This is a genomic window from Variovorax paradoxus (genome assembly GCF_030815975.1).
GTDB classification, from domain to species: domain Bacteria; phylum Pseudomonadota; class Gammaproteobacteria; order Burkholderiales; family Burkholderiaceae_C; genus Variovorax; species Variovorax paradoxus_N.
This window is the reverse complement of the sequence record NZ_JAUSXL010000001.1, coordinates 212,041-230,737: the sequence shown is the minus strand read 5'-3', so window position 1 is coordinate 230,737 and position 18,697 is coordinate 212,041. Positions and strand designations below refer to the sequence as shown.

Below are 18,697 nucleotides of genomic sequence, written 5' to 3'. Positions count from 1 at the left end.
GGCGCGCCGCAGCATCAATCCATGTTCGATCGGCCGGCTTCGGGCAGGCGCCCGAGCCAGAGGGAGGTCAGCGCCGCCCGGTTATGGACACCGAACTTGGCATAGATCGACTTCACGTGGATATGCGTCGTGTTCGGGCTTTGGCCCAGAGTGGCTGCGACCGCCTTTTCCGCCTTGCCGTCGAGCAGGCCCAGCAAGACCCTGCGTTCCATCGCGGTGAGCGGCGCGTTCGCGATGAGGAGCCCGTGGCTGAGCAACTGCTGGCGGTAGAACCAGCGCAGTCCGCGAAGCGCCAGGCCGAAAGGGTGCTTGTCCGTTGATGAGAACCGGGGAGCTTCCGTGCTGCGGAAGATGAACAGGTGCACCCGCACATCGTCGTTGATCGCACACCGCATCGACATGCTGTCCGCGTGTCCGATCGCCAGATAGTGGCGCTGGTAGTGCGGGCCGTCGAACCACTCCGCAGGCAGCGCTTCAAACAGGAGCTGGATGCGGAAAGGTTCCTCGCCGGACACGGCAAGGATCTGCGAGAGGTCGACAGACGGCGACCACAGGGTGTCGAACTGCTCCTGGACCGAAGCGGCAATCGGCGGCAAAGGCCGCAGCAGCCGGACGAACAGCGGGCGCCAGCCGTTCAGCGCGTCGCCCGACGCAGGGCTTGGCAGCCGCACGACCACCGACCAAAGTGCGTTGTGCGCGCCGAAGATCGAGCAGAGGCTGCAGAGCAGGTGCTCGAGCGCTACATCGCCATCGCCGATGGGGAAACTCGCGAGCTTGTCCCACAGCGCGTAGATCGCCTCGGTGAAATCGTTCACTGGAGGCTGGGCGGGGGGCGCAACTCCTGCATTCAATTGGTCACCTGTTTAGGTTATTACGCGACGCAGCCTACCTGCCTACGATCCCTTGATGAACCAGCCCGGCATCGTATGGCATTCGACGGACCTTTGTGCCGCCGGTTCGGGCATCGTTCCGCAACCGTGTGCGATGACGGGCCTGCAAGGGATTCCCGCCGCCGAACTGTCGGACCTGATCGGTGCGATCTACGACTGCTCCCTCGACCCGCAGCGATGGGCCGCAACATGCGCAATGATTGCGCAGCGTTGTGACAGCGTCGGAGGCGGCATCTGCGTGCACGACCTGAAGCAGATCCAGAACGACCAGCTGTACGTCTTCGGCTATGAGCCGGAGTTTCTGCAGAAACTCGGCGCGCACTACGCCGAGAGTCCGATGGCTGCGGCCGATGTCGTTTCCAACATCGGGGACGTGAGCGCGCTGTCGATGGAGCGCTTCCATCTGCATGACAGCCGCTTCTACCGCGAAGTGCTGCAGCCACATGGGGTGCTCGACATCATCTGGTTTCCGGCGCTGCGCACCGCCGGGCGCATGGCGTCCCTGCACGCGTCGCGCAGCGACAAGTCGCCGCATTACCAGCAGAGTGACCTGGGCCTGTTCGAGCTCCTTGCGCCGCACGTCTGCCGTGCCCTGGCGATTTCCGATGCGCTCGACATCCAGGTGCTGAAGTCCGAGGTGCTGGAGAGAACTCTCGATGGGCTGGCGGCCGGCGTGTTCCTGGCGGCGCGTGACGGTCGCGTCGTGTACATGAACACTGCGGCCGAGCGACAGATCAGGTCGGGCACGGCGATGCGCCTGGTCAACAACCGGTTGTCGCCTGTCTATCCGGCCGCTCGTGCGGCGTTGACGCAGGCGATCCAGGATGCAGGCCGCGATGGTGCGGACACGCGCACCAGGGACCATGCGATCGGAATCCCCGATGGAACCGGCGGGGGCTACGTTGCCACCCTGCTGCCGGTTGCCGATGGCCGGCGCGCCGGGGTCCTCGCACCGTTCGCGGCGAGTGTTGCCGTGTTCGTCCAGGATCCTGTCCAGGCGCCGCTGATGCCTGGGGAGGCATTTGGACGGCTGCATGGGCTCACCGGCGGAGAACTGCGCGTGCTGATGGCGCTGTCGCAGGGCCTCGGCGGCATCGAGGCCGCCGGCATGCTGGGCGTGGGGGAGCCGACCATTCGCACCCACCTGCAGAGGATCTACTCCAAGACCGGCACATCCAAGCAGGGGGATCTGCTGCGTCTGTTGCACCACTCGACACCTCCGACTCGGCACCAGGCGCGCCTGGCGGATCCTTGCGCGTAGGAACCCGTGTCATCGCTTCCAATGACGCCGCGGCTGCGGTGATCGCCTACGCTCGCGCACCAAGATTGACAAGAAGAAAGTTCGCCATGTTTGACCGCACCGTTCGACGCCTGTCCGCAGCACAAAGCGCATTCATGCGTCGACTCTCGAAGCGCACGCAGCTCATCGGGTCCTTCGCGACAGGGGCGGTTGTCTCCGGCGCGCTCTTGACCTTCTCGATGAGCAGTCCGGCCGTCGGTGTCGCGGCACCAGGCACTCCCGCACAAGCCGCCGCGGCAGCTCCGTTCACTGCCGCGACGCGATCCAGACTCGATCTGCTGCGCAACGAGGCGGCGAGCGGCGACGAATTTTCAAGCCGGGCACTCTCCAAAGCCCTGCTGGACGAGTTCGACTTGACTGGCGATTCAGATGATCTCTACGAGGCCATGGTTTGGGTCGACAGGCGTCGGGACCTGCACGGCAATCAAGAACTGGCTGCGCGCATCGTCGACCGCTACTGCGGGCACCGCGTGGTGCGTTGGCACTTGTTCTGTGTTCTGGGCGAATGACGGACAGGGGCCGTCGCAATCACAGGGGGCTCACGTCGTTGAGGGGCCCGTCGCTTCAACCAGGAACCTGACCAGGGCCTGCACCCGCGCGCTGCGTCCCTTGCGCGTGGGCACCAGCACCACCACCGGGGCGGCGCCAAACTCCCAGTCGGCCATCACGCGCTCGAGGCGGCCGGCGGCCAGCGCGTCGGCGGCATCCCATTGGGAGCGCAGCACGATGCCCAGGCCATCCTCGGCCCACTGGCGCGCCACGCTGCCGTCGTTGGTGACGAACGCCGGGTTGATGCGCAGTGTCTCGCCCTTGCGGGCGCCGCTGCCCGCGGGCCGCATGTGCCACAGCGTCACATCCTCGTCGTTCTCGCGGATGCAGATGCAGGCGTGGTAGGCCAGGTCCGCCGGGTTGCGGGGCGTGCCGTGCTCGCGCAGGTAGCCGGGGCTGGCGCACAGCCAGCGCTCGTTGGAGGCGAGCGTATGGGCCACCCAGGACGAGTCGCGCACCGCGCCCACGTGCACCACCGCGTCGGAATCGTGCCTGTCGGGCCACGGGGTTTCGCGCAGGTCCAATTGCAGCCGCAGGGCTGGGTGCAGGCGAGAGAAACGGGACAGCAATGGCGCGACGTGCGTGCGGCCATAGCCGAAGGACGCGGCCACCCGCAGGGTTCCGCTCAGGCGCCGGTCGTCGCGCTGCAGGGATTCGCGCAGGCCGTCGAACTTCAGCAGGAGTTCATAGGCCTCGCGCCCGAACCGTTCGCCTTCCGAGGTCAGGTGCAGCTTGCGCGACGTGCGGTTGGCCAGCACCAGGCCCAGCGAGGCCTCGAGCTTGCGCAAGCGCATCGACAGCGCGGGTGGCGTGACGCCGAGCGAGCGCGCAGCCGCGCTGAGCGAGCTCTCGCGCAGCAGCGCGGCAGCCAGGCGAAGGTCTTCGATCTGCATCATTCAGCAGAGCTTAACTATTGATGACGCAAGAGTGAAGCACCAAAGCGCCTTGGCACGCCTACAGTGAGCGCCATGCCAAACACTTCGACTCCCATCACGACGGCCGGGCACTATCCCCGGGCCGTGCTGTTCGACCTGCTCACTGCGCTGCTCGATTCGTGGACCGTCTGGAACGCGGCGGCCGGCTCCGAGCAGATGGGCCGCAGCTGGCGCGCCGAATACCTGCGGCTCACTTATGGCTGCGGCGCCTACGTGCCCTACGAAGACCTGGTGCGGCAGGCCGCCGCGACTGTCGGGTTGCCCGCCGGCGCGCCGCAGTCGCTGGACGACCATTGGGACGAGCTGCCCGCCTGGAGCGGCGCCACCGAACTGCTGCAGGCGCTCGCGCCCCACTGCAAGCTGGCCGTGGTGACCAACTGCTCGCGGCGCCTGGGCCAGCGCGCCGCCGAACGCCTGGGAATCGACTGGGACGTGGTCGTGACCTCCGAGGTGGCGGGCTTCTACAAGCCCGATCCCAGGCCCTACCGGCTGGCCCTGGAACGCCTGGACGTGCAGCCGGGCGAGGCTGCCTTCGTAGCCGGTTCGGGCTACGACATGTTCGGCACCGCCCGCGTCGGCCTGCGCACCTACTGGCACAACCGCGTCGGGCTGGCCCGGCCCGAAGGTGCGCCCCTGGCGGAGGTCGAGTCGCCCACGCTCGATGGCGCGCTGCCATGGCTGCGCGGCTTCCAACCCGCCGCTTCCTGATTCAACTCACCATCACGCCAGGACCTGCCCATGATCCGCTTCCTTCGCCCTGCGGGCGGCCTTGCCGTCCTCTGCGCCGGCTTGCTGGCCGCGCCCGGCGCCATCGCCCAGCCGTTTCCGAGCCGCCCGGTCACGCTGATCGTTCCTTTCCCGGCCGGCGGTCCCAGCGATGCGCTGGCCCGCGCCGTCGCACAGAAGATGGCTGCGCCGCTGGGCCAGCCCGTCGTCATCGAGAACCTGGGCGGCGCCAATGGCGTCATCGGCCTGACCAAGGCCGTCAAGGCCGGCGCCGACGGCTACACCATCTCGTTCGGGGGCATCGGTACGCATGTCGCCAACCTCGCCCTGTACAAGAAGCTGGCCTATGACCCCGTCGCCGATTTCGCGCCCATCGGGCCCGCGGGCGCGGCACCGATGCTGCTGCTGGCCCGCGCCGACCTGCCGGCCGGCAACCTGCGCGAGTTCGGCGCCTGGCTGTCGGCGCACAAGGACAAGGCGTCCTACGCCAGCGCGGGCGTGGGGTCGATCTCGCACTACGGCTGCGTGCTGCTGCTGTCTTCCCTCGGCCAGAATGCCACGCACGTGCCCTACAAGGGCGTGGCGCCGGCGGTCAACGACCTGATGGGCGGCCAGACCGATTTCATGTGCGACCAGACCACCACCGCACTGCCGCAGATCGCTGGTGGGCGCATCAAGGCCATTGCCGTGCTGTCGGGCGCGCGCCTTGTTCAGCTGCCTCGTGTCGGCACCGCGACGGAAGCCGGTCATCCCCTGGATGTGCGTTCCTGGAACGCCTTCTTCGCTCCGCGCGGTACGCCGCAGCCCGTGCTCGCGAAACTGACGAGCGCGCTGCAGCAGGCGGTCGCCGATCCGGCGCTGCGCAAGCAGATGGAAGGGCTGGGCGTCGATCTGCCTGCGCCCGCCGACGCAACGCCCGCGGCCGTCACCGCGCTCATCGCGCGCGGCATCCGCGACGACGTGCCGGCCCTCAAGGCCAAGGGCGAATACCTGGACTGATTCGAAATGAGCAACATGCAGAACACCCCCCAAAATCTCGCCAACATCGACACCCCCGCGGCCATCGTGTCGCTGCCGCGCATGCAACGGAACATCGCGCGCATGCAGCAGCAGGCCGACGCGCTGGGCGTGCGCTTTCGCCCGCACGTGAAGACCAGCAAATGCGCCGATGTGGTCGCGGCCCAGCTTGCCGCCGGCGCGGCCGGCATCACGGTGTCGACGCTGAAAGAGGCCGATCAGTTCTTTGGCCACGGCGTGACCGACATCCTCTATGCCGTCGGCATGGCACCGCACCGGCTCCCGCATGCGCTGGACCTGCGCCAGCGCGGCTGCGCACTCCAGATCCTGACCGACAGCGTGGAGGGCGCGCGGGCCATCGCCGACTATGGCCGCGAGCACGGCCACGCCTTCGAGGTGCTCATCGAGATCGACACCGACGGCCACCGCTCCGGCATCAAGCCGGGCGAGGACCTCCTGCTCGAAGTCGGCCGTGCGCTGCACGAGGGCGGTATGCGCCTGGCCGGCGTGCTCACGCATGCGGGCTCCAGCTACGAACTGCACACGCCCCAGGCCCTGGCCGCCCTGGCCGAGCAGGAACGCGCGGGCTGCGTGCTGGCTGCGGAACGCCTGCGCGCAGCGGGCCTGCCGTGCCCCATCGTCTCGGTAGGCTCCACGCCCACGGCGCTGGAAGCCGCGTCGCTGGAAGGCGTCACCGAACTGCGCGCCGGGGTCTATGTCTTCTTCGACCTGGTGATGCGCAACGTGGGCGTCTGCCGCACCGAGGACATCGCGCTGAGCGTGCTCACCACCGTCATCGGGCACCAGGCCGACAAGGGCTGGGCCATCGTCGATGCCGGCTGGATGGCCATGAGCCGCGACCGGGGCACGGGCAAGCAGCAGTGCGACTACGGCTATGGCCAGGTGTGCAGCATGGACGGGGTGCCGATCGAGGGCTACCTGCTGTCGGCAGCCAACCAGGAGCACGGCATCCTGTCGCGCGAGGGCACTGCGGACCCGGACATCGTGGCGCGCTTCCCGGCCGGAACCCGGTTGCGGATCCTGCCCAACCATGCCTGCGCCACCGGCGCGCAGTTTCCCGCCTACCAGGCGCTGGCCGCGGACGGCACGGTGCAAACCTGGGAGCGTTTCCATGGCTGGTGAGCAGGGCGCCGAACCCCACGACATGCCGGGTCCGGTCCATGTCGAAGTGCCCGCGCTGGCCAGGCCGGGCGGCCACTACAGCCATGCTGCCGTGGGCGGCGGCCTGGTCTTCATCTCCGGGCAACTCCCGGTCACGCCGGACGGCGAGCGCCTGGCCGATGCGTCGTTCGAAGCCCAGGTGGCGCAGACGCTGGCGAACGTGCAGGCCGCCTTGCTCGCGGCCGGCTCGGGCGTCGACAAGCTGCTGCAGGTGAGGGTGTACCTCGACGACATCGCCAACTGGCCGGCGTTCGACAGGATCTATGCGCAGTGGGCCGGACCATCGCGCCCGGCCAGGGCCGTCGTGCCGACGGGGCCGCTGCACTTTGGGTTCAAGGTCGAGGTGGAGGCGATGGCGCTTGCGTGAATGGGCGACCTGCTCTCAAGGCGCGCTACGTCGCAGGAACACATGCGTGGCGCGCTCGCCCGCCACCTGCCGTTCGCAGCGGTAGCCCAGCGCCGGCAGGTCCAGGCCTGCGAACAGCGCCTCGCCCTTGCCCAGCAGCACCGGACGCACGGCCAGGTGCAATTCGTCGATCAGCCCGGCCTTCAGGTATTCGCGCACGGTCGCCGCGCCGCCGCCCACCCGCACGTCGCGCCCGCCGGCGGCGGCCTGCGCCAGCGCAAGCGCTTCGTGGATGCCGCCGGTGACGAAGTGGAAGGTGGTGCCGCCCTGCATCGTCAGCGGCGCGCGGGCATGGTGGGTCAGCACGAAGACCGGCACGTGGTACGGGGGCTCGTCGCCCCACCAGCCTTTCCAGCTCTCGTCGGGCCATGGACCGCGCACCGGTCCGAACATGTTGCGCCCGAGGATCCAGGCACCCATCTCGGCGAAGCCCAGTTCGGCCATTTCGTTGTCGACGCCGGTCTCGCCGTTGGCCTCGCCGGTCTTTTGCATCTGCTGCCAGACCCGCGTGGGAAAGAACCAGTCCATGAGTTCGGGACCGCGAACGCCCAGCGGGTGCGCCAGGCTCTGGTCTGGTCCGGCGGCAAAGCCGTCGAGCGAAACGCCGAAGCTGCGCACGAGCAATCGGGCCATGGGGTCGTCTCCTGCAGGAAGAAGGGAGCTTCAGTTTAGCGCGCGGGGTGCCCCAGCGAACCCTCTTCGAGGCAATGGGCTCGCGCAGAATGCGCGCATGAGCATCGAATACATCAGCGTTGAAGAGGCCATTGCCGGCACCGGCCTGCGCATGGTGGTCGTAGGCCACATTCCCAGCCCCTGGTCCGAGGCGGCCAAAGGCATCCTGCATGTGAAAGGCATCCCGTGGAAGGCGGTGCGCCTGGCCTACGACAGTCCGCAGCTCAAGGCGTGGGCCGGCGAGCGCAGCGCGCCGGTGGCCATCTACAACAACGAGGCGCCGCGCTCGGCCTGGGCAGACATCCTGCTCCTGTGCGAGCGGCTCGCGCCGCAGCCCTCGCTTCTCCCGGCCGATGCGGCTGACCGGGCGCTGATGTTCGGCCTGGCCCACGAGATCTGCGGCGAGCAGGGGCTGGCCTGGTCGCGCCGCGTGCAGCTGGTGCAGGCCGGCCTGGCGGGGGAGGGCGGTTTCGCTGCGCAGGCCGCCGCATACATCGGCAAGAAGTACGGCTTCAGTCCGCAGGCGGGCGCGAGTGCACCCGCGCGCGTGGCGGCTGTGCTGAAGATGCTGGCGGCGCGCCTGAAGGCACAGCAGGCAGCTGGCAGCAATTACTACATCGGCAGAAGTCTTACCGCCGTGGACATCTACAGCGCGACCGCGCTGGCGCTGATGCGTCCGTTGCCGCAGGCGGTTTGCGAGACGGACCCCGCCACGCGACAGGCTTTCGAGTTCCGAGAGCCAGTGACCGACGCGGCGTTGGACGCAGTGCTGCTGCGGCACCGGGACATGATGTACGAGCGGCACCTGGGGCTGCCGCTGTCGCTATGACGGCTCCGCGGAGCACCGGATTCGCCGGCGAAGCCGACGTTCAATGTCGACGCATTGAATGCAATCACGGCGCTCTTGTCCGCTCGTTCAACGGCCGGCAAACCTCCAGCACCATCCCGCGCAGCCACTGATGCGCAGGATCCCGATCCAGGCGCGGATGCCACATCTGCGACACGGTGATCTGCTCCGTAGGCATCGGCAGCAGGAACGAGCGCAGCGTGCCCCGCGCTCTCAGGTGTTCGAAATAAGAGGACGGTATCAATGCAACCAGATCGGTCGCGGCCGCTATCGACAAGGCGGTGCTGAAGCTGGGCACCACGACCGCGGTATTGCGCACCAGGCCCATCGCTGCGAGTGCGTCGTCCACCGGTCCCACAGTCCGGCCGTGGCGTGAAGTGACCACGTGGTCGCAGGCGGCGTAGCGCTCGGCCGTGATCTCGGAGCCGGCGAGCAGCAGGGGATGGCCCTCGCGCACGACCGCGATGAACCGGTCGCGAAAGAGCGCCTGAACACGTACCTCCGGCCCCGACTCGCCGAGCACGCCGATATCCAGATCGAGCAGTCCCTCGCGCAGGGGCCGAACGTCCTTGTCGGGCTTGGGCGCGAAGCGCAGGCGAACGCCGGGCGCCTCGTGGGCGGCGCGGGCCACCAGCCGAGGCGCGAAGCCCTCGATGAAGCCGTCGTTGGCCCGTATCGTGAACAGGTGCCGGAGCGTGCGGGGGTCCATGCTCGCGCCGGCGGGCTGAAGCACCGCGCGCGACGCCTGCACCAGCTCCCTGACGCGATCGCGCAGTGCCAGCGCATGCGGCGTGAGCACCATGGCGCGGCCCGCGCGCACGAGGAGCTGGTCCCCGGTGGATTCCCGCAACCGCGCGAGCGCCCGGCTCATCGCCGACTCGCTCAGGCCCAGGCGCTCGGCAGCTTTCGCGACGCTGCCCTCGGAGAGAAGTGCGTTCAACGCAAACAGCAGGTTCAGGTCGGCTTCTGTCGGCATGCCCGAACCTAGCACGGCCGCGAGGATTTCGACAGGCGCCGCATGCAGGGACAAGTTGCGCGCCGCGCGCTGTGCAAGCCGTGCGCGCAGTCCTAAGCTGGACTCATGTTGACATCCACACTTCAACCCAACTCTTCTTCCACTGCTTCCCGCACCGTCGAAACCCGAGAGGTCAACGACGACGCCAACGCGGTGCCTGATGCCGATGGCCTGCCCCTGCCGCGGCGCTGCGCAGCGGTCGCCGCGATCCTGGGCGCGGGCGTGCTGGTGGTGCTCGATGGCGCCATCGCCAACATCGCGCTGCCAGGCATTGCCCAGCAACTGCAGGCGACACCCGCGGATGCCGTGTGGATCATCACCGCCTACCAATTGGCCGTGGTCATGTTCCTGTTGCCGGCTTCTGCCGTCGGGGAGAGCTTCGGGTATCGGCGGGTCTTTGCGGGCGGCGTTGCGCTGTTCACTGCGGCGTCGGTGCTGTGCGCGTTGGCACCATCGCTGCCATGGCTCGTGGCCGCGAGGTGCCTTCAGGGCCTGGGCAGTGCGGCCGTCATGCCCCTTGGGCTGGCATTGCTGCGCTTCACCTATCCACGTCGATTGTTGGCGCGCTCGATCGCGTGGAATGCGCTCGCGGTCGCGGCTGCTTCAGCGTCGGGCCCCACCCTTGGCGCCTTCATACTTTCTGCGGCAAGTTGGCCGTGGCTCTTTGCGGTGAACCTGCCGATCGGCCTCCTCGTGCTCGCCGCCTGCGCGGGCTTGCCCAGCCCGGCGCGGTCGCTGCGCCGCATCGACGCCTGGAGCATCGCGCTCAACGCGGTCATGTTCGCCTCCTTGGTGCTGGGGAGCGACCGATTGGTGGCGCAGCCGTTGCGCGGTGGCGCATTGCTCGCGTTGTCGGCCGTTTGCATGGTCCTGCTGGTGCGGCGCGAAATGCCAAAGGCGGCACCGTTGATCCCGCTCGACCTGCTGCGCGTGCATTCCTTTCGGGTCTCGATCATTGCCTCCATGTGCTGCTTCACCGGTCAGATGGCCGGCCTTGTGGCGCTGCCGTTCTACATCCAGCACGAACTCGGCCAGAGCGCGGTGACGGCCGGCCTCTTGATGACCCCTTGGCCCTTCGCGGTGATGCTGGCCGCACCGCTGTCGGCACGTCTGGCGCAGCGCGTGCCAAGCGCATGGCTGTGCGCGGCCGGAAGCGCGTGTTTCGCGAGCGGCCTGGCCCTGTGTGCCCTGTGGCCGCTGCACGGCAACCCGGCCTTGCCGATCGCTGCGTTCACGAGCCTCGCAGGCCTGGGCTTCGGCTTCTTCCAGACACCGAACAACCAGAACATGCTGCTTTCGGCGCCCAAGGAGCGCAGCGGCGCGGCCGGTGGCGCGCAAGGCACCGCCCGGCTCACGGGGTTGACGCTCGGCAGCCTGTTGATGAGCTTGATGTTCGAGCTGCTGCCGTCCCACAGCGCAGTGCACTGGGGCTTGGCGATGGCGGCTCTGGCCGCATTGGCCGGGAGCGTGGCGAGCTTGCTCAGAAGCCCGGCAAGGGCTCGCGCCGCGTGATTGGTGTCGGGAGGCGAGGGGCTTTTTCGAACTCGCATTGCTGGTGTGATATGGAAGCGATATGACTTCGCAGTCATGGACGATCTCCACGAAAAAGGCCTCATCACCAAGGCGCGCGGCAGGCAAGAATCGGTTTACCTCACGGACGAGGGAATGCGCCGTGCCAAGGAGCTTGCGGCCAAACACTTCGGAACCAACGGGGCGGCGTCGGTGCATCGATAGCTGCGGCGGAATCCGGGGCCAAGACCGGACATCCGCTATCGCGTGCCCGCGGCAGGCGCCTGGGTACGCCTGATGAAATCGAGCATCAGCGCAGCGGCTGCAGCCGCGTGGGTTTCGAGCAGCAGGTGGCCCGCGTCCAGGACATGGGCTTCCATCCTCGGCAGTGCACGCATCCAGGACAAAACCTCGGCAAGGTCGAAATAGATATCGTGCCTTCCCCACACCATGAGGGCAGGGGGCTGCCAGCGCTCGAGGTACTTGGCGATGGCGTCGAAGCGGGCGGCATAGTTTCCGTAGTCCGCGATCAGCGCCCGCTGAGTGTCCATATGGCCCGGCAGGTTCATCACCCGCCAATCCTCTTCCCAGTGTTCTGCAGGGATGCGCTCGGCCACTTCCGGCGGGACGCCGGCGATGTAAGTGTCGCGTGTGCCCGCGAGGGTCAGGTGCGCGCTGGCCGCCGCCTGGTTCTCGGCGTTGGGCTGCGACCAATAGGCCTGCGTTGCGGCCCATCCCGGTCCCCACCCCGTTCGATGCGCGTTGGCGTTCTGCACGATGAGACCCAGGACTTTCTCTGGCGCCTGCATCGCGATCTGCAGGCCCACCGGCGCTCCCCAATCATGCAGGTAGATAAAGCGCGGCCCGATCTCCTGCGAGTCCAGCAGCTCGGAGATCGCTTGGCCGATGGCGGCAAACGAAGGAGCCGGCAGCGGGTCGGACTCGCCGTGGCCGGGCAGATCCGGTGCGATCACAAAAGCGGCCTGCGAGAGCGCTGGCACGACCGCCCGGAACAGGCGGGCCGAGTTCGGCGTTCCGTGCAGCAGCAGCAGGGCGGGCTTGGAAGCCTGGCCCGCGGTGGTGAACGACAGCTCGGTCCCGCCGGAGAGGCGAAGTCGTTCCGTTTTCATGCCATCGCCCACGCTGCTCGGCAGGAGCTTTCGCTGCAGGGCGGGTGACTTCCTGGTTCCCATGCACGAATTCTGGCTTGAAGAAATCGGGACCATGTCAGCGCAGGTCGCTAGCGCGTGTCCCGGGATTGCCGAGGCGCGGATCCTCTCCTGCACCGGTTCGGGAACGGCAGGTATGCCTTGACCTTGGTGTCCACTTCGGGCACCGTTCCCGCATTCGCAGGAACGGCCAAAGCCGTGCCAGCCGATCGACGCCCTCATCGGGCAGGTCGACCCGTTCAGCCATAACCTCGATTTCCGCAGTGCCGCCCAGGCGAAGGAGTTCTTGATGAGTATGGATTTCCCTTTCGGCCGCGTGGCACTCGCCCTCTGCGCCGGCTCGCTTTTCACCGTGACTTCCGTGATCGCCGGCGAGGTCGCCAGCCAGGCGACAAATGGGAGTCTCGTCGCCGAAAAATGGGCTGCCCGCACCGGACCGGACAGCGTTGTCGTAGAGAGTGCGGGGCCCTACGGCGTCGACACGGAAAGCGTCAGGCGCCATCTCGCCAACACCTTGGCAGCGAATTCGGCGCTGACACCTCCCCCGCGCAACAACGAACGGTACAGCTTCGATGGGAAGGTTCGCGCCTACGTCGTACTGGTGCGCCCGGCCATCGACAACCCCATCAACAGCTATTCGCCGTACGACAGCAGTTCGTTCCGCCGAGATACCGTGGCCGCGGATGCTTCGAATCTCGGCTTGCTCCAGGCGGTGTTCAAGCGCCTCGCTGCGGATTGAACATCATCGTGCCTTCGTCAGAAGGCGCTCTTGACGCTGCCGTCGACGCGAAGGATTGCACCCGTGGTCGCCGACGCGAGTGGACTTGCCACGTAGGCCACGAGCGAGACCACAATCATCGGCCCAACACCGGACGTCGGATGGCTCAGATGTTCACCTCGAGGTTGAACGAATCAGCGGGGTTTCTTCGAGACACGGAGGGGAGAGTTCAGATGCTTTCCATCGTCATTTCGCTCATAGCGACGGTCGTCCTGCTCGTCTGGATGGGTTTTTTCATGATGGGCTCGCTACCACTACTGGTGCTCAAGCACGACACCCCGCTGGACTCGCGCTTTATCCGGGGCCTGTTCAATGTTTATTACGTTGCCGTGGCACTGACGGCGAGCGCTGCAGCACTCAGCTTTGCCTGGTCTGGTAGACCTGCATTCGCCTTCGGCATGGCCTTCATTGCAGCCTTGGCATTCGCGTTGCGCCGCTGGATCATCATCCCGCGCATGGACCTCCTGCGTCACACGATTCCGGCCATTGACGCTTCGATCTTCCAGTTCCGCCGGCTTCACATCGCCGGCATGATGCTCAACGTGGCGCAGTTGGGTGCTGTGGCCTGGGCCTTAACGCAGTTAGGTCTATAACTCGCACAGAAGATGGCGTTGCGCGAGGTGGGACGCACAGACCATGCTTGGTATCCGCGAGTCTGCCTTGTAGAAACCAGAAGCGCGGATCGCCGCTTCGGGCCTGTTGAACAATTCGCAAGAATGGCTACAGTCGGCCAACAGCTGACCTTGAACGTCGTCGTCAATCACAGGTGCCGTACTCGACTAGCAGGTCTCTCATGGCATCCTCGACGCCGTAGCCGATGTTCTGGCTGACTTGACACACAGAATCCAGACGCTCCATGAGGAGGGGCCGCTCCGCATCGGGCAGTCTCGCAATGGCCTGCAACGCGTGTTCGAACATTCGCACTAACGCGATGAAGAAGCCCTCATCCTGCAGGCCGACTTCGGCGCTGAACCCTGACGCGCGCTCGCAGTAAAAGACCATCAGCTCTGCCAGTCCCTCTGGGTGGCCAATGGCCTTCTTGTAGCTCGCGATGGACTTCTTGGCCTCGGCGACGGACGCGTTCTGGTTCCGGAACATGTCGGGCCAGAGCCAACGGTTGATGGTGACCTTGTACGGCGCCAGGACATCCTCGCCCAGCCCGAAACGGGCGTGAAGGAATACTTGGTTGTCCTTATTGGCCGTGTACAGGTCATGCACCAGGCCAACCAGTCCATCGCGGTCGAAGTGGGTCAGTCTGGCCTTGACGTCGCTCCAGGACGTGGTCTTCTTAGTCTTGCTTGCTTTCATCTCTGAGGCTGTCGGATTTGAAGCCTGTACGCCCTCTGCCGGGAAACCATGTTGGCTGGGCGAAGGCAAATTCCCAAAGTACCATCGTAAATTCGAACTACCGCCTTGCGGCGGCCGCAGCCAATCAAAGGCGGTGCCGTGCAAACGGGCCATTGTCGAACGTTGAGGGGCGATGCTATGAAATACGACATGGTCAAGGTCGAAGAGGCGCTTCTGGCGTTGCTCGGCGTCTTCGAGTTCGAGAACGGGCGCGTATGGAAGCGATATGACTTCGCAACCATGGACGGTCTACACGAAAAAGGGCTCATCACAGAGGCCCGTGGGAGGCAGGAGTCGGTCTACCTGACGGACGAGGGGCTGCGCCGCGCCAAGGAGCTCGCGGCCAAACACTTCGGGGCCAACGGGGCGTCGCCAGCGCGCCAATAGCTGCGGCAGAATCCAGCCAGAACCAGACGTTCGTCACGCCCCTCCAGTTTTGCCTCGGTAGTGCCTTGCATGCATGCCGGCCGTGGCTAGACTGGCGCCGATGACTGAGAGGAGCACAAGATGAAATCCCTGCTTCGGCGCCGGACGCTCTGGCTTGCTGCCAATGTGCTTGGCATGGCCGTCTATCTAAAGCTGGCGTCCGCTTTGTGGGTAGTTCCCAGCGAGGAAGGCATGCCGGGCGGACCCGGCGATGCCTTTTACTGGCTGTTCTTTCTTGTCCCGGTCCTCGCGGCTTTCACGCTTGTGAATTCCATGGCGCTCTTCATTGTCGTCAGTCGGTTCAGACGGTCTGGTGGCCGTGTAGCTCTGGTTGTCTGGCTTGCGGTCGCGGTGCTGTGGGCTGGAACGGTTGTGATTGATCATCAACGCCAAGTCAGGTACATCGACGCAGAGTTCTCCTAGCTCACAGTGGGGGAGGACGGCCTTCGGCCAGAACCAGACATTGCCGGCGGCCTCGCAGATTCCCTGCGACGATGCTATGAGCCTTCCTGAACTGCCCCAATGAGGCAGTCCGCGCACCGCAGCCACCATAGAACTTATGAAGCTATCGCAAATCTTTGAGCAAGAGCGCAACCGATATGTGCAGTTCTTGGTGGAGACGAGAACGCGACTTACCTCGGAGTCCGAGGGCACGGTCGGGGAACTGCTGCTCAGCATAAACAACGAGGCTATCCCGTATCCATACCGCTACGTCCGAGTTGACATCATGTCCAAGGGCTCCGATGGCCTGCCGAAACCAGGCGAAGTGGTGGTCGATATTGACGAGGCGTTCGAAGCGCGGGAATTCAACTTTGGAGCGTTCGCGGTTGAGGTCTACCCCTTCACTTGGGATTCGGTCCAGGTGCTGGTAAACGGCCCAATCAAAGACTCTAGGCAGTTGGAAGGGTGGATTACTCGCTGGCTGGACGTTGAGGACAAGAATCCTCCGGGCCCCTTCGGGACGAGCCAGGCGATTCACTCGTTCTCCCCAGTCGAGAGTCAGGATGGATGGTGGTACCTCACCGGTGACTTTGGCTCTGCTCCGGCCGACGCGCTATCAGAGTTCATTGAGCTTCTGGCAGGCCAGGGCATGACCCGTATCGTTATCAGGGGCGGTCGGTGAACTTCTTCCGAGGTGCTGTCTTGAGCCCAGCGTCGCGCTGCGGGTTACGACAGAATCGGGCCAGAACCCGACATTCGTTGACCAAGCCGAATTTGCCCGATAGCGACGTTCGCCACGACTGAACCACTGCACCTTAGAAGATCATGTCTCTTCGCTCCGTCTTCTCCACATTTGGCCGGAAACCGTCCTCGGAGCAGCCGAAGACGTGGTTGGTCCATACGACTTCCGAATGCAAGCTCCACAACCACCCCGAGTTTCAGCTTCGGGTCTCAAATAGCGCCATCCCAGCAGAAGACATTTCCTGGTTTCTGCGCTTCTTCGAACAACGTGTATCCAAGGGCGAGAAGTTCCGAAGCGGCGAGAGCCTGCAGGTCGGCTGGATGTTCACGATGCTTGAGGACGGGCCGGGAGGGTTCCTGCGAGTTTTGGAGCCCGACATGAAGGTCGTTCCAGTGAAATTTTTCGATTCGGTCGATGGAACGTTGATGCATTTGCGAAATCAGCGAGACGTTGTCGGAAGCCTCTTCCCGCCGGTAGAGCCAGACTTTCCGTCGCTTCGCCAAAGCGCTGTGGTGCATGTGAACTACAAGGACGCCAGCCGAGTGCTACTCACGCGAAGCGCCGCCGTCGACGGAGCAGACTCTGGTTGGTGGCTCTCGGACCTGGACGACCAGGCGGGCTCCCAAGACCCGATTCGTTTCGTTAAAACCTCCCTCTATCAGCTCGGGGTCGACCGTCCGGACTTAGTCAAGTTCTTCGCCGTGCCGGCGGAATTGCAAGTTGTCGTAGACGGCGCTCGCATCGGCGTGCTCGGGGCAGACGGCAAGCTTCAACAGATTCCAGGCTCGTACCTAAGCGAGCTGAGCAAGCTTCGGTAACAGCGTGCCTCATGAACCGTCAAGTCTTCAAGAAGCTGAAACGGGCTGCATTCGGCCAAGACCGGACATTGAAGGCGCTTTCTTGATGACGAACCTTAAGCCGCAGTCGCTTCCGCAAAATTGGGTGTTCCTCGCCGAAGACGATGCTCGCCGCATCTCTGAAGAGCTGACCCGTGAGGTCTGTAGCGCTCACCGGCTACACGGTGTTGCGGCCAGGGCCGTGGCCCGGCACGTAAGCCGCGACGACTTTTTGTTCGCCGTGGGTTTGGCGCAGCCGAAGTACGTGGTCGTTCATCTCACCTGGAACGTCGAAAGCTCCCCGGAGTGGCCTACGGCGACGGATTTTTTGAATGAGGCCGACTTTCGCCAGAATGCCGATGCTCGGCTCTATGGCTGACCAGAACTCGGCCGAACTGGCTGCAGCCGGCCAAAACCGGCCGGTCGCTGTCCCGGCAGAATCACGCCATCGACCAACTTCGATAACGCCGTATGAAGCTTGCTGTGCGTGAAAACTGGATTGAGGGTGACGGAATTCGCTTTCGAGGGGACCATGCGATTCTTGAGGCCGTCCTCATCCGAGACCGCGTGCTGGTTACCTATGACTGGATGGCGTTCGAGAACGGCACCGCCGCTCGCAACCTGTTCTGCTACGACAGGGCAGGCACGCTGCTTTGGCGAGCGGGTGACATAGGAATGAATGCCATCGATGCGTACACCGGCGTGCAACAGGAGACGCCCCTTTGGGTCGGCAACTTCGCGGGATACAGCTGTCGCATCGATGAAACGACCGGCGCGGTCGCTGAAAAGTGGTTCACCAAATGAACGCAGAGCGACCTACGGCCACAACCAGACGTTTACACACGGGACCCAGCATGACCACCGAGCCGCAGAGTTGGCCGTTCAACAGTCCACCCAATGTGGTTTGTTTCACGGTGCGGTCCATCGTTGATGGCGAAAAGCCCGTCCTTATGGCATCACGCGATGCAGACGATGGAGGATGGCAGTTCCTAACGGGGGATGCGTTCCAAATGGCAGAAGCAATGCTGGTCACTTTGGAGAGCATGGTCGCGCGGGACCAGACGCTGCTTGAGCTTGCAGCAATGCAGCCAGGCTGGATGGCTTGGCGTGAGGCGCCCGATGCTCCTTGGAGCCGCCAGGCTGAAGCCCAGCAAACAGAAGAGTAAGGCAGCGGGCACAACGCGGCCAAACCAGCCATTTAGCTGGTCACTTAAATGAACCCCGTAACCCTTGGTCGAGGGCAGGGCTTGTCAGTTTTGCGCGTTTCGCTGCCCGCCAGCCTGCTCCAAGTACTCCACAAACCCGTCGAAGGCATCCAACAAGGGCTGGAACCGCGTCGCACCGCCTTCCAGTTGGCACAAGGCGTAGCAGGTCGCCTCCAGCGTGGACAGTTGGTCGGGCCCATGGGCTTTGCGGATACGGTAATGCGAAGGCGGCAGGTTGCGCAGGACCAAGCGAGGCAACTGTTGCAGTGGCGGGCTTTGGTAGAGCATCTTTCGGCTTTTGCGCCAGGTGCCGTCCAGCACGACCAGGCGCAGGCGCGACTGGGCTTGCGGCCACTCGGGCGGTAGCGGGGGTGGGACCCGCAGGTCCGGGGCGGTATCTTGCAGACTGTCCGGGTACAGCAGCAGCGTGTGCTTGCCGTCCACCGGCCAGACTGGCACGGCAAATGCCTCACCCACCACCAAGCGGCAGTGCGCTAAGCTGAGGTGCAACAGGCGGGCACTGCCTTTGGCCTGGTGTACCTCCAGCGGGTGCTGCAGCACTAGTACCTCCACCGCGTGGGCGGTGGGCGCGACCCAGCGGCAAATGCAGGCGCTGAGCGGGCGCAGGCAAGCGGTGCACTGGGGGCGTGGGACTAAAGCGGCGGACATGGCTGGATTTTATTCAGCGTGCCTGGCTAGACAATG

25 protein-coding genes and 1 pseudogene are annotated in these 18,697 nt (G+C 65.2%); 18 read left to right on the top strand and 8 right to left on the bottom strand.

The features are described from left to right. Window positions 1–14: 14 nt before the first annotated feature. Window positions 15–815 carry a helix-turn-helix transcriptional regulator gene (locus QFZ47_RS01120; protein WP_307653862.1) on the bottom strand — a complete coding sequence of 267 codons (801 nt, stop codon included), beginning with the start codon at window positions 813–815 and terminating at the stop codon, window positions 15–17. Between the two features lie 91 nt (window positions 816–906). Between QFZ47_RS01120 and QFZ47_RS01115 the strand changes: the two genes are divergently transcribed. Both QFZ47_RS01115 and QFZ47_RS01110 read left to right on the top strand, forming a co-directional pair. Next, window positions 907–2,151, top strand: coding sequence for a helix-turn-helix transcriptional regulator (locus QFZ47_RS01115; protein WP_307653861.1), 1,245 nt, complete (start codon window positions 907–909; stop codon window positions 2,149–2,151). A gap of 86 nt (window positions 2,152–2,237) precedes the next feature. Further along, the gene (locus tag QFZ47_RS01110; RefSeq protein WP_307653860.1) at window positions 2,238–2,699 is read left to right on the top strand and encodes a hypothetical protein; all 462 of its coding nucleotides are present in this window, start codon (window positions 2,238–2,240) and stop codon (window positions 2,697–2,699) included. Between the two features lie 30 nt (window positions 2,700–2,729). Here QFZ47_RS01110 and QFZ47_RS01105 read toward each other — a convergent pair whose 3' ends face one another. Continuing rightward, the gene (locus QFZ47_RS01105; protein WP_307653859.1) at window positions 2,730–3,635 is read right to left on the bottom strand and encodes a LysR family transcriptional regulator; all 906 of its coding nucleotides are present in this window, start codon (window positions 3,633–3,635) and stop codon (window positions 2,730–2,732) included. A 72-nt stretch (window positions 3,636–3,707) separates the two neighbouring features. Between QFZ47_RS01105 and QFZ47_RS01100 the strand changes: the two genes are divergently transcribed. From QFZ47_RS01100 to QFZ47_RS01085, 4 genes are read left to right on the top strand one after another with little or no spacing between them, the layout of a single operon-like run. Further along, entirely contained in the window at window positions 3,708–4,382 is a 675-nt protein-coding gene (locus tag QFZ47_RS01100; RefSeq protein WP_307653858.1) for an HAD family hydrolase, read from the top strand. A 30-nt stretch (window positions 4,383–4,412) separates the two neighbouring features. Next, on the top strand, window positions 4,413–5,399 hold the full coding sequence (locus tag QFZ47_RS01095) for a tripartite tricarboxylate transporter substrate-binding protein (RefSeq protein ID WP_307653857.1): 987 nt from the start codon (window positions 4,413–4,415) through the stop codon (window positions 5,397–5,399). 6 nt (window positions 5,400–5,405) lie between these two features. Beyond that, the gene (locus QFZ47_RS01090; RefSeq protein WP_370880550.1) at window positions 5,406–6,560 is read left to right on the top strand and encodes a DSD1 family PLP-dependent enzyme; all 1,155 of its coding nucleotides are present in this window, start codon (window positions 5,406–5,408) and stop codon (window positions 6,558–6,560) included. A gap of 22 nt (window positions 6,561–6,582) precedes the next feature. After that, window positions 6,583–6,966 carry a RidA family protein gene (locus QFZ47_RS01085; RefSeq protein ID WP_307654353.1) on the top strand — a complete coding sequence of 128 codons (384 nt, stop codon included), beginning with the start codon at window positions 6,583–6,585 and terminating at the stop codon, window positions 6,964–6,966. Window positions 6,967–6,981: 15 nt separating this feature from the next. Here QFZ47_RS01085 and QFZ47_RS01080 read toward each other — a convergent pair whose 3' ends face one another. Then, window positions 6,982–7,638, bottom strand: a complete 657-nt coding sequence (locus QFZ47_RS01080) for a dihydrofolate reductase family protein (RefSeq protein ID WP_307653855.1) — start codon at window positions 7,636–7,638, stop codon at window positions 6,982–6,984. A 97-nt stretch (window positions 7,639–7,735) separates the two neighbouring features. Here QFZ47_RS01080 and QFZ47_RS01075 point away from each other — a divergent pair, with 97 nt between their 5' ends. Further along, window positions 7,736–8,506 (top strand): glutathione S-transferase family protein, encoded by a 771-nt coding sequence (locus QFZ47_RS01075; protein ID WP_307653854.1) that lies wholly within the window; start codon window positions 7,736–7,738, stop codon window positions 8,504–8,506. A gap of 64 nt (window positions 8,507–8,570) precedes the next feature. Here QFZ47_RS01075 and QFZ47_RS01070 read toward each other — a convergent pair whose 3' ends face one another. Next, entirely contained in the window at window positions 8,571–9,500 is a 930-nt protein-coding gene (locus QFZ47_RS01070) for a LysR family transcriptional regulator (protein WP_307653853.1), read from the bottom strand. Between the two features lie 261 nt (window positions 9,501–9,761). On the opposite strand from QFZ47_RS01070, the gene QFZ47_RS01065 reads away from it, so the two are divergent. After that, window positions 9,762–11,051: an MFS transporter gene (locus QFZ47_RS01065; protein ID WP_307653852.1), complete on the top strand. Its 1,290-nt coding sequence runs from the start codon at window positions 9,762–9,764 to the stop codon at window positions 11,049–11,051. A 3-nt stretch (window positions 11,052–11,054) separates the two neighbouring features. Next, the gene (locus tag QFZ47_RS01060) at window positions 11,055–11,273 is read left to right on the top strand and encodes a DUF6429 family protein (protein ID WP_307654352.1); all 219 of its coding nucleotides are present in this window, start codon (window positions 11,055–11,057) and stop codon (window positions 11,271–11,273) included. Window positions 11,274–11,308: 35 nt separating this feature from the next. Here the strand turns inward: QFZ47_RS01060 and QFZ47_RS01055 are convergent, their stop codons facing one another. After that, window positions 11,309–12,241: an alpha/beta fold hydrolase gene (locus QFZ47_RS01055; protein ID WP_307653851.1), complete on the bottom strand. Its 933-nt coding sequence runs from the start codon at window positions 12,239–12,241 to the stop codon at window positions 11,309–11,311. A gap of 265 nt (window positions 12,242–12,506) precedes the next feature. Between QFZ47_RS01055 and QFZ47_RS01050 the strand changes: the two genes are divergently transcribed. Then, window positions 12,507–12,956 (top strand): hypothetical protein, encoded by a 450-nt coding sequence (locus tag QFZ47_RS01050; protein ID WP_307653850.1) that lies wholly within the window; start codon window positions 12,507–12,509, stop codon window positions 12,954–12,956. Window positions 12,957–12,973: 17 nt separating this feature from the next. Here QFZ47_RS01050 and QFZ47_RS01045 read toward each other — a convergent pair. Beyond that, a pseudogene (locus QFZ47_RS01045) lies at window positions 12,974–13,078 on the bottom strand (oxidoreductase); the annotation flags it as partial. A gap of 90 nt (window positions 13,079–13,168) precedes the next feature. Here QFZ47_RS01045 and QFZ47_RS01040 point away from each other — a divergent pair. Beyond that, on the top strand, window positions 13,169–13,588 hold the full coding sequence (locus tag QFZ47_RS01040; RefSeq protein WP_307653849.1) for a hypothetical protein: 420 nt from the start codon (window positions 13,169–13,171) through the stop codon (window positions 13,586–13,588). 163 nt (window positions 13,589–13,751) lie between these two features. Here the strand turns inward: QFZ47_RS01040 and QFZ47_RS01035 are convergent, their stop codons facing one another. Further along, window positions 13,752–14,303, bottom strand: coding sequence for a hypothetical protein (locus QFZ47_RS01035; RefSeq protein ID WP_307653848.1), 552 nt, complete (start codon window positions 14,301–14,303; stop codon window positions 13,752–13,754). A gap of 177 nt (window positions 14,304–14,480) precedes the next feature. Between QFZ47_RS01035 and QFZ47_RS01030 the strand changes: the two genes are divergently transcribed. The 7 genes from QFZ47_RS01030 to QFZ47_RS01000 all read left to right on the top strand — a co-directional run bounded on the left by QFZ47_RS01030 (window position 14,481) and on the right by QFZ47_RS01000 (window position 17,953). Beyond that, a complete protein-coding gene (locus QFZ47_RS01030) occupies window positions 14,481–14,729 on the top strand; it encodes a DUF6429 family protein (RefSeq protein ID WP_307653847.1) in 249 nt (82 codons plus the stop codon). A gap of 120 nt (window positions 14,730–14,849) precedes the next feature. Next, window positions 14,850–15,191, top strand: a complete 342-nt coding sequence (locus QFZ47_RS01025; protein WP_307653846.1) for a hypothetical protein — start codon at window positions 14,850–14,852, stop codon at window positions 15,189–15,191. A 304-nt stretch (window positions 15,192–15,495) separates the two neighbouring features. After that, window positions 15,496–15,891, top strand: coding sequence for a hypothetical protein (locus tag QFZ47_RS01020; RefSeq protein WP_307653845.1), 396 nt, complete (start codon window positions 15,496–15,498; stop codon window positions 15,889–15,891). 143 nt (window positions 15,892–16,034) lie between these two features. Further along, window positions 16,035–16,769, top strand: a complete 735-nt coding sequence (locus QFZ47_RS01015) for an immunity protein Imm33 domain-containing protein (RefSeq protein ID WP_307653844.1) — start codon at window positions 16,035–16,037, stop codon at window positions 16,767–16,769. An 85-nt stretch (window positions 16,770–16,854) separates the two neighbouring features. After that, window positions 16,855–17,166, top strand: coding sequence for a hypothetical protein (locus tag QFZ47_RS01010; RefSeq protein WP_307653843.1), 312 nt, complete (start codon window positions 16,855–16,857; stop codon window positions 17,164–17,166). A 92-nt stretch (window positions 17,167–17,258) separates the two neighbouring features. Next, the gene (locus tag QFZ47_RS01005; protein WP_307653842.1) at window positions 17,259–17,591 is read left to right on the top strand and encodes a DUF7957 family protein; all 333 of its coding nucleotides are present in this window, start codon (window positions 17,259–17,261) and stop codon (window positions 17,589–17,591) included. 50 nt (window positions 17,592–17,641) lie between these two features. After that, window positions 17,642–17,953 (top strand): hypothetical protein, encoded by a 312-nt coding sequence (locus QFZ47_RS01000; RefSeq protein WP_307653841.1) that lies wholly within the window; start codon window positions 17,642–17,644, stop codon window positions 17,951–17,953. An 84-nt stretch (window positions 17,954–18,037) separates the two neighbouring features. Here the strand turns inward: QFZ47_RS01000 and QFZ47_RS00995 are convergent, their stop codons facing one another. Further along, complete coding sequence (locus tag QFZ47_RS00995) at window positions 18,038–18,661, bottom strand: tRNA-uridine aminocarboxypropyltransferase (RefSeq protein WP_307653840.1); 624 nt, start codon at window positions 18,659–18,661, stop codon at window positions 18,038–18,040. Between the last annotated feature and the right edge of the window lie 36 nt (window positions 18,662–18,697).